A 13440-nucleotide genomic window follows, 5' to 3' on the forward strand; every position below is an offset into this window, starting at 1 on the left:
TTATATGTGCTCATCAGTCAGAGTCGGGCAGGAGGATCAGTTTGCCGTGGGCACCCCCGCTCTGGCTGATTTCGACAGCTGAACGCCATTCGTCGAGTTCGAAAGTCTTCGCGACCGGAATCGTGAACTTGCCGTCCGCTGCGTACCCAGCAAAGTCGCCGACAACGTCATAACGTGCGGTATGCAGTTCTCCATAGCTGGTACGAACGCCAAGTTCAGCGGCTGCGGCGAAATCGCTGACGGTTAGGACATGCTGGGGATGCCCGTTGACGATTTGGACCAGATCTTTCAATGAACCGCTGATTGGCGCGGTATCCAGGGCGAGATCAACCGGCTGCTTTGCCAGTTCGGTCACTCGTTCGACCATTCCATCACCGTACGACGTCACCAACGCTCCCATTGAGCGGAGCTTGTCGGCGTAGGTGGGACCAGCGGTTGCGATCACGCGGGCACCGCGCATGAGGGCAATTTGAACGGCGGCGAACCCTACCGTGGTGCCGGCTCCGTGCACGAGTACGATCTGACCCGATTTCACCCCAAGAGTATCAATGCCTCGGTAAGCGGTTTCGACTGCCATTGGCAACGCTGCAGCTTGAACAAAGTCGAGTCCGGCCGGCATGCGGAACCAGTAGTACATAATAGCTCGGTCGGACGCACCAGCGCTCGATCCATTCATGAAATCTGCGGCACCCAGAACGGAATCGCCGATGGCAGCATCGGTTACGCCCTCTCCGATTGCGTCTACAATACCTGCCACGTCCAACCCGATTCCGCGAGGCAAGGGCAGTTGACCGGCAAAGTGGCCTTGGCACGTCACCCAGTCAACCGGATTTAAGCCGCAAGCGCGTACTCTCACGCGAATTCGTCCCGGCCCTGGCTCTGGGATCGCCACCTCCTCCAAGCACAAGACATCAGCTGGTTCTCCGTATTCGTGGAACCGGATTGTCCGCATGGTATTCTCCATTGTGATGCCCCCTCTATTTTGCTCTGATAAAAATCATGTTCTCTGTAATTTCGAACGGTCTTCCAAGGAAAACAACGAAATCCTAAACTATAAGTTACTAGAAGGCAGGGTGTCATGAGGTGAAGCTATGCCCCCTGCCCTCGCTTTAAGAGTCAGGTGTGCGAACGGAGGAGCTTAGATCTGGGAGCCGCCTCCATCGACAGGGAACTCTGCCCCGGTGGTATAGGTGGCCTCAAATGCTAGGAATGCAACCGCCTTGGCTACCTCAACTGGATCGCCTAAACGCAGCATTGGGATCTGCTGTCTCATCTGTGCCTTTGTCTGCTCGGCAGCTTCTTCCGGCATTGACTTTTCCATGATACCTGTGTCAATGACGCCGGGGCTGACTGCGTTGACGCGAATATTTCGAGGTAATAACTCGCGCGCCAGACCTCGAGTCATGGAGCGCAGCGCCGCCTTACTAGCTGCGTAAGCACTGAGCATTGGGAGACCCACTACGTTCACGATTGAGGTGGTAAGGACTACCCCGCTACCTGAGCCTAGCAACGGAGCGAGTTTCTGCACGGTAAAGTACGGTCCTTTGGCATTGATTGTAAGTATCTCGTCGTATTTTTCTTCGGTCATTGCCTCGAAAGGGACAAACCCCGTGACACCAGCGTTAACGAACAGGGCATCTATTGTTCCAAACTCAGCCTTCACTCGATCGGCTAACGCGGCGATATCGTTCAATGAAGCGGCATCGCTTAAGACCGCGATTGCGTTGTTGCCGAGTTGTTCACGAGCCGCGTCCAGCGTCGCCTGAGTACGTCCAGTAATCAGAACGCGTGCGCCTTCATCCACTAGCAACTTCGCCGTCGCAAGGCCGATTCCGCTGCTGCCTCCCGTGATCACGACCTTTTTGTCAGCGAATTTGCCTTTACTGAATGGTTCCATTTGAATCGTCCTCCCTTTGGTTAATCCGTAATCGGATGATTAGGTACAGGACCGATTATATAGCAATAGATTTAATAAGTAAACTTATTTTATTAATTTTGTTCATTTAATTAATTTAATACATGAAAGGCAGCAAGTTTGTTATAATAAGTTCGAGAGGCATTAAAGGGAGGCACTTATCCGTGAGAAAAGCCGTGAGTGTAGAGACATATGTAGAAAAAATAAAGCCCGTTATAAGAAAAACAAAATTCAGCCAACTGAAAGTCGACGATCTCGCAAAATATATGGATATCAGCAAAGTGACACTATATAAGCATTTTTCCTCCAAAGACGACATCATCGAACAAGTCGTTGATTATTACATTGATTATTCGAAGAAGGCCGACACCGTTGTCAAAGACGATTCCGTCTCTTTTTTGGATCGTTTTCAATTAACATTTTTACAATCTTTGATGTGTGCCGCGTATATCTCTGATTTGTTCTTGCAAGACCTGAAGGAATTTTATCCGCACCATTTTGAGAATCTGTCCGTTGCCCTACAAAATCGGAATAAAAGCTTACAAACTTTTTTTGAATCCGGTATGGAGCAACAGATTTTCAACAGATTGAATGCCGTATTGTTTATGGTTCAAGATGACGCTGTGCTGCGACGCTTTATCGAGCCGTCCTTTTCGATTCAGTATGATATCACCTTGAAACAAGCGATAATGGATTTCTACTACATGAAGCAGTATCAATTGCTCAAACCTGAATATCTGAAAATCATAGACAATTCCAATATTGAAACGAAGATCGTTCATATTTTGCAAGGCATTTCATAAGTGAAGCGTCCATATCCGATTCCGTTGTGGACTACATTACTTCAACAGAAACGGCAGCCGATCGTCTTGCCGGCTGCCGTATGTTTCCGAACTATCATCCCCGTTAACTTAATGAGTTAGCACATATCCTCAACAGAATTTGTACTTCGTACTTTCGGAGCTGGACCAGCCAATCCCCGCCGCGTTCCATGCCTGAGCACCCGTGGGAGCGGGGCCAAGCGTACGACTCTCTTCAACGCAATTATTCGTCGTACCCTAGAATCATTTGGTCCAGCGGCGTGCCGGCAAGCACCATGGGGTATACGTTCTCATTGGTCGGGATGACGAACTCGACGAGCACAGGTCCTGTCGTCTGCAGCGCCTCAAGCCAAACCTTGGAGGCTTCAGCCTTGTTCGTTGCTCTTAATCCCTTGATTCCGTATGCTTCCGCAAGCTTGACGAAGTCCGGACTGCCGGAAAGATCAATCTGGCTGTAGCGTCGTTCGTACATCAATTCCTGCTGCTGCTTAACCATGCCGAGCACCTGGTTGTTCAAGACCACGATCTTAACCGGAATCTGATGAATCGCGCAGATCGCCATCTCCTGCGCGCACATCTGCATGCCCCCGTCGCCGTTGATCGAGACGACGAGACGATCTGGATTTCCGACTTTAGCACCGATCGCAGCCGGGAAGCCAAAGCCCATCGTGCCAAGACCGCCCGACGTGATGAGTGAGCGAGGATGCTTAAAGCGGTAAAACTGCGCGGTCCACATTTGGTGCTGGCCTACATCGGTTGTGATGATCGCATCTCCTTGCGTCGTCTCGCTAATCATCTCGAGCACATATTGCGGTTTAATGACAGTATCCGAATCGGTATACCGAAGCGGATGCTGCACCTTATACTCTTGAAGCTGCTCGATCCAGGTATCTGTCTGAGCTGCTTGCGCTTTCGTGTTCGCATAAACCAGCACGTTTTTAATATCGCCGATGCACGCGAGATCTGTCTTGACGTTCTTGCCGATTTCCGCCGGATCGATATCGATATGGGCGATACGTTTGGCCTGAGGCGCAAACCCGTCCAGCTTCATCGTGACCCGGTCATCGAAACGCGAGCCGATCGAAATAATGAGATCCGCATTCTGCACCGCCATGTTCGCCGCATATACCCCATGATGTCCAAGCATGCCAAGCCACATCTCGTCATCGCTCGGAAACCCGCCGAGGCCGAGCAGGGTCGTCGCGACCGGAATCCGCGTAGTGTTAACGAATTTGATCAGCTCCTGAGAAGAGTTCGAATAGACAACGCCGCCGCCTGCGATAATAACCGGCTTGCGCGCTTCCGCAATCGCCTGAAGCAGCGCATCGATTTCTGCCGGATTCGGCTCCGGGGCTCCATGGTATCCGCGCAACCGAACCGTGTCCGCTGGACGATATGCCATCCGCTGGTTGGTCACGTCCTTTGGAATATCGATCAAGACTGGACCTTTACGGCCCGTATTCGCGATGTAGAACGCTTCATGAATGATGCGAGGAAGGTCGTGTACATCGCGAACCGTGTAGCTGTGCTTCGTAATCGGCATCGTGATGCTAATAATGTCCGCTTCCTGAAAAGCATCCGTGCCCATGACAGTCGTAGATACGTTCCCCGTTATGACCACCAGCGGCACCGAATCCATATAGGCGGTTGCGATGCCGGTCACCAGATTTGTTGCTCCTGGACCGGATGTCGCGATGCATACCCCAACCTTCCCGGTCGACCTGGCATAGCCGTCCGCCGCGTGGATTGCGCCTTGTTCGTGCCGGGTCAAGATATGCTTGAAGTCAGGCTGATGTACCATCGCGTCGTAAATGTAGAGCACATTTCCTCCCGGATAGCCGAATACGCACTCCACGCCCTCCTGCAGCAAGCCGCGTAAGAGTACCTCCGAACCGGTGATATATTCCTCTGATGACGTCGTTGTTTCATTTGTCATTCCTAATTGCTGTTCCATCGGGCAGCCTCCTTCGTTAAAATAAAATCCCCTCTCCTCCTAAGCAAGCTGACAGCAGTCAGCTCATACAGGGACGAAAGGGGATTTTTTCGCGGTACCACCCAAGTTTGCTGCCACCCTCGCGAATGCAGCCTCATGAGGTAAGGCCGATGCCTTACCTGCGGCGCGTTAACGAGCACCATTTCGGTTAAGCCTACTTTCGGGCATGGCATGAGACCAGCCGCTTTCGGTTAACAGCTCCGAGACGACACCATACAAGGGGTTAAGGCAAAGGTTTCAGCGTTTCCTCTGCTCTCTGGGCATAAGCGCCATTGTCGGCTTTCTCTTCATCGCCTGCTGGTATGAAACAAATAACCCCTTCCTTCCCAAGGCTCATAGCAGCTGCTAGAAGCCTTGGGACGAAAGGGGAATCGCGGTACCACCCAAGTTTACTGCAACCTCGCAATTGCAGTCTCATGAGGTAAAGCCGATGCTTTACCTGCAGCATGTTAACGGATGCCAGGCCGGTTGATCCTACTTACGGGCGTGTTATCACGCCTTCTACGTTCAGTCAACAGCTCCGAGACGACACTATACATGCGTTACGACGGAGGTTTCAGCAATCCCTCTGCTCTCTGGACATAAACGCTATTGCATAGCCTTCTCTTCTTCGCTATATTTGGATTTTTCTGATAATAGCACAGACTCGGCTTTTTTTCAAACCGAATGATTTATCTCACCTCAAAGCGAGGCAACAGCAACTAGATCAAGTAATCCTGCCCATAAGCAGAGCGAGGTCGCCGATCGATCCACTGTAACCTCCTCATGTTATATTTATTGAGTTCTTGTACCCGTTAAGTTTAACCTCTTCATGCTCCAGATGAGTATTCAAGGTTTCGAAAAATATAAAATTGCCGGCAACGCCACATGATCAACAATCTCTTCCAATTTCTGATGCGACACCCATCCATTTTCAAGCAAAAACGTATAACGAATTTGCTCAAAAAGAATGAGTTTGGTCGCTTTAGGTGGGAGCTTTGTGATTTCTCCCCGTTGTACGGCCTGTTGAAGAACGTAATCCATAATCTTAATATTGGAAGCCGTTGCTTCGGCCAACATCTGGCTTGTCCGTTCTCGCTCCTGCTGGTTAATCATCTCGGAAAACAGCATTTTAAATAATCTAAACGGTCCTTGGTCGGACTCCAAAATAAAATGCTGACCAACAGATACTAAATGATCACGGAGACTGCCTTCGTCAAAATCCAAATTCTTGAATTTTTCTTCCGATTGTTGCATCCGTTGTTGGACAGCTGCAAACACTAAATCAAACGGAGTATCCCAATAACGATAAACCACGGAACGACTGGTATTCGCCTCACGAGCAATACGCGCAAAATTAATCGCGCTGTACCCTTCCGTCTCCAGCAGACGATACGTTGCTGCATAAATATCATTTTGTAGTTGGTCGCCGCGGCGGCGGCTTTTATTTGATTCCGTCATCACTCTTTCTCTCCTTGTACGTTCATTATACAGCAAACTGTATCTTAAATAAATAAGATCCATGTATGTATCTAATTGACTTTTAAGATACACTACTGTATCCTAATTATAAAATTAGATACAGTGATGTATTTAAAGGAGAGGTAATCATGAAAGTTATTGTTTTAGGAGCATCGCACGGGGGTATTGAAGCGGTTGAAGCGTTACGATTGATGTGTCCGAAAGCGAACGTTCAATGGTATGACAAAGGAGACTTCTCCTCCACTTCGGCCAAGGAGCTTGAATCCATTCAACAACAAGGAGTATCCATCTTCGGCAACACTGAAATAACTAAAGTAGAACCTGGCAAACATCAAGTGGAAATATTCAATCATGCGACAGGGGAGACACGAAAGGAGGATTATGACAAGTTAATTTTAAGTCCAGGTGCAAAGCCATTTATTCTTCCTGTTCTTGGACATCATTTTAAAAACATCGGTACGATGAGCAGTCGACAAGACATATTCAATATGAGAAAACACGCTGCAGATCCAGATATCAAGAACGTTGTTATTGTTGGCGCAGGATACATTGGGACTGGAGCAGCTTCATTATTTGCCGAATCAGGGAAAAAAGTTACGTTAATGGACATCAACAATCGTCCTTTAAGCTCCTATTTAGATCAAGAATTTACGGATGTACTTGAAAAAGAAATGAAAGATCGAGATGTGCAAATGGCACTAGGCAACTCGATCATCGAGTTTGTCGGTGATGAAAATGATAGAGTCATCGAGGTTGTAACTGCAAAAGGCACCTATTCAGCTGACCTGGTCATCTTGTCTGCAGGCAATCGTCCCAACACGGAATGGTTGCGAGGCGCAGTGGAATTATTGCCGGATGGCAGAATTAAAACAGATGAATACATGCGTACAAGTTATCCCGATATTTTTGCCATTGGGGATGCAACAACGGTTTGGTACAATCCCGGGAAAATGCGGATGAATGTTTCATTAGGAACCAACGCGCGTCGTCAAGCACATTATGCAGTAAAAAACTTATTCGAAGCCATTCATCCGCTTCCTGGTGTTCAAGGCTCTTCAGGTGCGCATATTTTCGATTATTATTTCGCTACAGTTGGTTTGAATGATAAAACGGCAAAAAAGCTTGGCATTGAAATAAAATCCGTCTACTTGGAACAAGAAACAGCCCTGTTTTCTCCGGAGTCGACCGTTATGTTCAAACTGGTTTACGATCCAACAACTTTAGAGATTTTAGGGGGACAAATCATGTCTGAAGTTGATTTGACTGCTAATATCAATACGGTCTCCCTTGCGATTCAAACCGGATGCACATTAGAACAATTGGCCTATGCCGACTTCTTCTTTCAGCCAGAATTAAACACACCATGGAATGTAATAAATACAGCAGGATTAAAAGCATTACTACAAGAGAATTTTATGTAACAGACTTTCATTTCACACCAATGAGAATGTAAAAAGAGATGTTCAAATATAAGGAAAATCTCTCAGATTGCAGACAAACTCCTTTGTTCCGAATAGAACTCAGGAGTTTGTCTTGTTTTGAAAGCTATGAAAAGAAAATTCCATTGAACCGCCGGCCTTGGCCACCTGACTTCCAGAGCCAGGTGGCTAACTTTTTGAGGTTCATGCAAGCAAAAACGAGCATGGCATGCGTTGAGAGTAAATTCGTTTGTGACTAATTTGCTTCGTAAAGTATTTTTTTTCGCTGAAGATCATCCAGATTATAAACTGCATCAAACCCCTTTAAATGAATGTTGAGCAAAGGTGTTCCAAAATTTCATCGGGTGAATAGCCACGAACATCCCTTTGATAAAAATATGAATCAATACTTATGGCGATCAGCAGCATATCTGCTTTGAATATACTATTTGGGCTTGGATGATCCGCTGTTGCCATCTCATCGAATAACTCGACTGCGATTTGATGCATTTTGTTATAGAGCGGATTCTGTGATTGATACGGAAGTCGCTTAGCTGACGCAGATCCCTTGCCTCCTGTTAACAGTTGTGCTTTCTTCTCAATGAAAGGCATGTAAATTTTGAGAATTCCTTTTAACCGTTGATCCGGCGGCTCTTGCTGATGCTGCAATAGATACTGCTCAATATCTTCGAAGAACCGAAGGACACTGTCTTTTATTAAATCCAAACACAATTCACCTTTATTGGCATAACGACGATATAGGGTGCCCGGACCTATCTGGGCTTCCGCTGCGATCTGGTTCATACTTACCTGGTCCACGCCGTTCTGCTCAAAAAGTTTATGGGCTGCGACCAATATTCGTTGACGATTCTCGGCGGCATCACGTCGTTCAATTCGCGACTGAATTACCTTGATTTCCTCAGACATGTTAACACCCCTAATACTAAACTTGGTTCATATTGACATGTGGAGACTTCTCCGCTTAATATAAAGAGGAGAGCTCTCCGTTTAATATTAATCTAAATTTAGTGCAAATTCAACAGAACTATGGTCGAAGGAGATTGAGGATGGATTCTATCGCAAAACCTATAAACGAAAAAGCATTACTGGCCCTATTATTAATTGCCTCATCATTGGCCACGATGAATGTCTATATGTTCAATATTGCTGTTCCATTTATTATTAAAGACTTGCATCTGTCCACTTCCGAAAGCAGTCTGGTAACGACGCTGTATGCAGTTGTACTAGCAGCAGGTTCGGGTACGTATGGAAAGCTTACCGACCGTTTCTCTGCACGGTCATTAATACTAATAGGGATAGCCCTTTTCACTCTGGGTTCGCTAATGGGGGTTTTTTCGAGCTCTTTTCCGGCCGTTGTAACCGCAAGAATTATTCAAGCAGCTGGTGCTGCGGCTATTCCCTCCCTAGCGTATGTAGTTCCGCCTAAATATTTCAAACCCGAGAACAGAGGCAAAGCATTAAGCCTTGTGTCTACTACTTTCGCGCTGATGGGCGGAGTAGCCCCGGTCCTCAGTGGATTTATTATTCAACTGTTTGGTTGGCACGGTCTTTTTGTTGTTTCTCTCTTGATCGTATTTATTATCCCATTTGTTGTGAAACACTTCCCTACTAATGTTGCACAAGGGGAGAAATTCGATGTCTTAGGAGCTATATTATTCTCCTTGGCAGTAGGCATTCTGGTACTAGGTATCAGCCTAAATCCTTATCTTTTAATAATTGCTGTCCTGATGCTTATTGCGTTTTCATTCCACATACGCGGGAAGAACGCACCTTTTATCACCATCTCTTTACTCGCTAACAAAAACTACAGAAATTCCTTGCTCTCTGTATTTGCAGGCACATCTGCATATCCGGCCGCTTTATTTTTATTGCCCTTGGTTCTAAAACAGGGCGGTAACTTGCAAGCAAGCCTGATCGGCATCGTCATGTTCCCAGGCGCACTGATTGGTTCGTTGTTCGGCCCTTACATGGGAGCACTTTCTCGCAAGTACAATGGCAGGATCATTATCCTAGCTGGTCATGGTTTTATGATTCTGGGAGCACTGCTTATGGCGGTTTTGCAAGACATGCCCATCGGCATTGGGATCGTCATGTTCATCTTTGCGCTCGGCTATACCACATTAGTATCGTCCGCTGCCAATGTTGTGCCATCGACCTTGAAAAAGACGGAGATTGGTATCGGGATGGGACTCTTCACGCTTTTAAGTATTTTAGGAGGTGCATTTGGTCCTTCTATTTTAAGTCGATTTTTATCCTTCAATACTAACTTTACAATCTCCTTTATCATTGTCATCGTTATGTCAGTTATCGGCATTTTTCTAATACTCGCAACGCGAGCAGATAATTCCCAAGATGATCTGAACAGGCATCCGGCCAATGGCTTAAGGTGAATTTAGGGATATCCCAGTGTAGGTAGGAACGTATCAAAAAGGCCTTCCCGCAGCGCAAGACCCTAATGCACCTGATCGTGAAGAGGATCACGCTGGACGACAGGAAGCACATCGGCAGCGTCGAGCTCGCCTTCAACGAGGAGACCGAATAGCATTTTTTAAGCTTAACCCCTTCCGCTGAACCAATAGCGCAAGGGGCTTTTCCTTTATCCGACACTTTGAGCATTCTGTTACCCTGCACTATGGACAATGTCATACTCTGGCTGATTCGCACCTTACTGTACAGATACATCAAAGTCACACCATGCAAACAATATTACCGCTAAATTCGTTTTACTGTAGATCCTCAAAAGAACCGGATCCCGCTATCCGTGTCTTTTTGGCCTTGACATGCGTTCCATGAACAAGGCTACCCTGCGCCTGCTCAAAAATCGAATCATTTGACCCATAAGGTAATTGTTACGGCCATCGATGATATAGCTGCGTCCTTGATCAATCCCGCGAAATCCGGCCTGTACAACCTTCTCCGGGGTCGAGAGCTTTTGGCCCGCCCCCATTTCCTCACTGCCGACCGCATCGAAAAACCCCGTCTCGGTTGCACCTGGACACAGTGCGAGCACGCGAACGCCTCTCCCGCGCGTTTCTGCCCATAGCGCCTCGGAGAAGGATAATACAAATGCTTTGGTAGCCCCATAAACGGCTGAATAAGCACAAGGCATGAACGCGGCCATCGATGCCACGTTAACGATGACTCCGTCCTTTCGCCTCAGCATATCGGGCAGCAACCGATGCGTAAGATCGACTAACGCAGCCGTGTTCAGCATGATCTCCTCCTGCTCGCGCTCCGGGTCTATTTCTTCGAAACGGCCATAGGTGCCAACGCCTGCGTTGTTGATGAGAATATCCACGGACAAGCCCAGTTCGGAAATTTGTTTGGCCAATTGGCGCGAGGCGTTCGCTTTGGACAAATCGCAAGCGAGTGCATAAGCCTGTACGCCATACTGGCGGTTGATTTCCTTGGCCATTGAATCCAGTTTGTCCTTGGAGCGCGCTGCCAGAACAACATGACAGCCTTGTGCCGCCAGTTCGTTGGCATACGCTTTCCCTATTCCGGATGAAGCACCGGTGACTACTGCTAGCTTGTTACGATAAGTATACTTGATCAAGAAAAAAACCTCCTATTTAGAACCTAACTGACTTATCTTCATCGTACTGTCGATAGGCATGGGTTAACCACATCATGTTTATACTATTAGCGGGATTAATAGCCTCGGTACTCGTTATGGTTCTCTTTTGTAGAAACGGCATTCAACAAAGATTATAATAATCATGTATAGAGTGCTTTTGGTCTATTTGGTTAATAGCGATATGTATCTTCCATATGAGTAAATAGAGGTGACCCACTTGAAAATGAATCGTTCCTCATCCGCATTGGGTGACTTCCTTAAATCGCGCAGAGAACGGTTGCAGCCTTCAGAGGCCGGGATTCAGCCGCTGCCCGGACGAAGACGCACTCCGGGACTTCGAAGAGAAGAAGTCTCTTATCTTGCCAATATAAGCGTGACTTACTATGCCTGGCTGGAGCAAGGCAAAGAGGTTAATCCTTCGCCGGAAGTGCTGCTAAGTATCAGCAAAGCGCTTCAGCTTGACGATGACGAGCAGAAGCATCTATTCGATCTGGCCAATGTAGATGTGGCGAGCGTCGTCACAGTGCCAAATAACGGTGGACCGGATACGGGAGTTCTGCAGAAAATCGTAAATCAACTGCATTATCCTTCTTTTATCACGGACGAAGGTACGGATGTTATCGCTTGGAATCGGGCAGCGGAACTGATCGTAGCCGATTTCGGCAGTCTGCCGGACAACGAACGGAATATGATGGACATTATGTTTTTAAAGCCGGATTACCGCAACAGACTGGTGAATTGGGAAGCCGCTGCCCGTTACTCTGTAGCCGTTCTGCGGACAGGCTTCGATCTTTACAAGAACAACCCGTTATATATGGAACGGTTTGAACGCTTGACGCGGGAAAGCGTAGAGTTCGTACATTTCTGGGAGCTGTATGAAATCAAACAAAAACGCGTAGCCACCGCTTTATTCCGTGTTCCTGACGCACAGGAGATGGAGTTCGAGCTCCATTCCGCGGCTGTAATCGATAATGACCCGGGACTGCACTGGTGTTTCTTTGTTCCGGTGCCCGGTTCAGGCACGGAGGAGAGATTATTGCGTTTACTTGAGCAGGACAGGCAGCTACCGTAGACTGTTACTCCTGTTAATAGAATAGGCGTGCTGTGGCTAGCACCCTCCAGTTGCTTGTATGATTCAGTGGAAGACAACGATTGGGAGGGTATTTAGTATGCAAACATGGTTCATTACAGGAGCGTCAGGAGGCTTGGCTTCACGTATAACTCGCCGGTTGCTTGATAGAGGGGACCGTGTAGCCGCAACGGTACCAAGCCGGGGGTGCTGGATGATCTGCAGGCACAGTATGGCTCTGGGCTATGGCAGGCTAATTTAGATCTGACAAACCCTCAGCAAATTGCTGAAGTCGTGGAACGTGCATTTTCAGAACTGGGCACGATCGATGTGTTTGTCAATAATGCAGCCTATGGCTTGTATGGCGCAGTGGAAGAAGCAAGCGACAAGCATTGAGCATCAGTTTATGACCAATGTGCTTGGCTCCCTGCGTGCAGCGCGTGCAGTCCTGCCCTTTTTCCGCAAGCAGGGCGGCGGTCACATCGTACAGATTTCGAGTATGGCGGGTTATTATTCTATTCCGGGTATGGGACTGTATTGCTCTTCGAAATGGGCGGTCGAAGGAGCCTTTGAAGCGCTAGCTAAGGAAGTGGCTCCGTTCAATATTAAGACCACTATGGTGGAGCCCGGCGGAATCCGAACGAATTTCATTACAAGCAACGCCGTATTCGGCGAGCGGATGGACGAATACCGGGATACGGAGGCGGGCCGATTCGTTAGCCTGATGAAGGGAGAACTGCCTGGTATAGATATGAATATGTTCAATCAAATGGTTGTCGGCGATCCGGATAAAATGGCGCAGCAGATTATCCGTCGTGTCGACCAGGGAGAGGGTCCGATACGTATGGCGTTGGGCAGTGACGCCTATGAGCAAATCCGGGCTGCCCTGCTGGACAGACTGGCCGCTCTGGAAGCACAGAAAGAGCTGGCTTACTCCACTGATTCAGATGATGTGGTAAAACCATTTTAAAGGATAACAAAGAATTCGACATCCACGGCAACTGATATGCTCCTCTGAAGTAGTCGGTTTATTTATTAAACCTGCTTACTTAAAGGGGAGCATTTTTAAAACTTGCGGTTACTTATGATACAGTTCTCCGTTTCACCTATAGAACAAGATTAAAAGACATCCGCTCGGATGTCTTGATTCATGCCGAATAAGACT

Annotated in this window: 10 protein-coding genes and 1 pseudogene; 5 read left to right on the top strand and 6 right to left on the bottom strand. The window is 47.7% G+C overall.

All coding sequences use genetic code 11. The features are described from left to right. Positions 1–13: 13 nt before the first annotated feature. Both MKY82_RS25925 and MKY82_RS25930 read right to left on the bottom strand, forming a co-directional pair. Positions 14–964 (bottom strand): NADP-dependent oxidoreductase, encoded by a 951-nt coding sequence (locus tag MKY82_RS25925; protein WP_194544154.1) that lies wholly within the window; start codon positions 962–964, stop codon positions 14–16. 174 nt (positions 965–1138) lie between these two features. After that, positions 1139–1897 carry an SDR family oxidoreductase gene (locus MKY82_RS25930; protein WP_194544155.1) on the bottom strand — a complete coding sequence of 253 codons (759 nt, stop codon included), beginning with the start codon at positions 1895–1897 and terminating at the stop codon, positions 1139–1141. Between the two features lie 182 nt (positions 1898–2079). On the opposite strand from MKY82_RS25930, the gene MKY82_RS25935 reads away from it, so the two are divergent. Then, positions 2080–2718: a TetR/AcrR family transcriptional regulator gene (locus tag MKY82_RS25935; protein WP_194544156.1), complete on the top strand. Its 639-nt coding sequence runs from the start codon at positions 2080–2082 to the stop codon at positions 2716–2718. A 241-nt stretch (positions 2719–2959) separates the two neighbouring features. Here the strand turns inward: MKY82_RS25935 and ilvB are convergent, their stop codons facing one another. Both ilvB and MKY82_RS25945 read right to left on the bottom strand, forming a co-directional pair. Next, a complete protein-coding gene (gene ilvB / locus MKY82_RS25940; protein WP_339294691.1) occupies positions 2960–4690 on the bottom strand; it encodes a biosynthetic-type acetolactate synthase large subunit in 1731 nt (576 codons plus the stop codon). A gap of 867 nt (positions 4691–5557) precedes the next feature. Continuing rightward, the gene (locus MKY82_RS25945; protein ID WP_194544157.1) at positions 5558–6169 is read right to left on the bottom strand and encodes a TetR/AcrR family transcriptional regulator; all 612 of its coding nucleotides are present in this window, start codon (positions 6167–6169) and stop codon (positions 5558–5560) included. Between the two features lie 149 nt (positions 6170–6318). On the opposite strand from MKY82_RS25945, the gene MKY82_RS25950 reads away from it, so the two are divergent. After that, a complete protein-coding gene (locus tag MKY82_RS25950) occupies positions 6319–7611 on the top strand; it encodes an FAD-dependent oxidoreductase (protein ID WP_339294692.1) in 1293 nt (430 codons plus the stop codon). Positions 7612–7932: 321 nt separating this feature from the next. Here MKY82_RS25950 and MKY82_RS25955 read toward each other — a convergent pair whose 3' ends face one another. Then, positions 7933–8535: a TetR/AcrR family transcriptional regulator gene (locus tag MKY82_RS25955; RefSeq protein ID WP_194544159.1), complete on the bottom strand. Its 603-nt coding sequence runs from the start codon at positions 8533–8535 to the stop codon at positions 7933–7935. A gap of 140 nt (positions 8536–8675) precedes the next feature. On the opposite strand from MKY82_RS25955, the gene MKY82_RS25960 reads away from it, so the two are divergent. After that, positions 8676–10019, top strand: a complete 1344-nt coding sequence (locus tag MKY82_RS25960; protein ID WP_194544160.1) for an MFS transporter — start codon at positions 8676–8678, stop codon at positions 10017–10019. Between the two features lie 365 nt (positions 10020–10384). On the opposite strand, the gene MKY82_RS25965 is transcribed toward MKY82_RS25960, so the two are convergent. Beyond that, positions 10385–11185: an SDR family oxidoreductase gene (locus tag MKY82_RS25965; RefSeq protein ID WP_339294693.1), complete on the bottom strand. Its 801-nt coding sequence runs from the start codon at positions 11183–11185 to the stop codon at positions 10385–10387. 244 nt (positions 11186–11429) lie between these two features. Between MKY82_RS25965 and MKY82_RS25970 the strand changes: the two genes are divergently transcribed. Both MKY82_RS25970 and MKY82_RS25975 read left to right on the top strand, forming a co-directional pair. Beyond that, a complete protein-coding gene (locus tag MKY82_RS25970) occupies positions 11430–12278 on the top strand; it encodes a helix-turn-helix transcriptional regulator (RefSeq protein WP_339294694.1) in 849 nt (282 codons plus the stop codon). Between the two features lie 204 nt (positions 12279–12482). After that, positions 12483–13245 (top strand): annotated as a pseudogene (locus MKY82_RS25975) (SDR family NAD(P)-dependent oxidoreductase). Positions 13246–13440 lie beyond the last annotated feature (195 nt).

It is taken from the genome of Paenibacillus sp. FSL W7-1279 (assembly GCF_037969845.1).
Lineage (GTDB): Bacteria > Bacillota > Bacilli > Paenibacillales > Paenibacillaceae > Paenibacillus_AQ.

Excerpts from the sequence above, each read along its gene's own strand:
- MKY82_RS25950 (WP_339294692.1), top strand. The coding sequence starts at position 6,319 with ATGAAAGTTATTGTTTTAGGAGCATCGCACGGGGGTATTGAAGCGGTT.
- MKY82_RS25955 (WP_194544159.1), bottom strand. The coding sequence starts at position 8,535 with ATGTCTGAGGAAATCAAGGTAATTCAGTCGCGAATTGAACGACGTGAT.
- MKY82_RS25930 (WP_194544155.1), bottom strand. The coding sequence starts at position 1,897 with ATGGAACCATTCAGTAAAGGCAAATTCGCTGACAAAAAGGTCGTGATC.
- MKY82_RS25970 (WP_339294694.1), top strand. The coding sequence starts at position 11,430 with ATGAATCGTTCCTCATCCGCATTGGGTGACTTCCTTAAATCGCGCAGA.
- MKY82_RS25945 (WP_194544157.1), bottom strand. The coding sequence starts at position 6,169 with ATGACGGAATCAAATAAAAGCCGCCGCCGCGGCGACCAACTACAAAAT.
- MKY82_RS25925 (WP_194544154.1), bottom strand. The coding sequence starts at position 964 with ATGGAGAATACCATGCGGACAATCCGGTTCCACGAATACGGAGAACCA.
- MKY82_RS25960 (WP_194544160.1), top strand. The coding sequence starts at position 8,676 with ATGGATTCTATCGCAAAACCTATAAACGAAAAAGCATTACTGGCCCTA.
- ilvB (WP_339294691.1), bottom strand. The coding sequence starts at position 4,690 with ATGGAACAGCAATTAGGAATGACAAATGAAACAACGACGTCATCAGAG.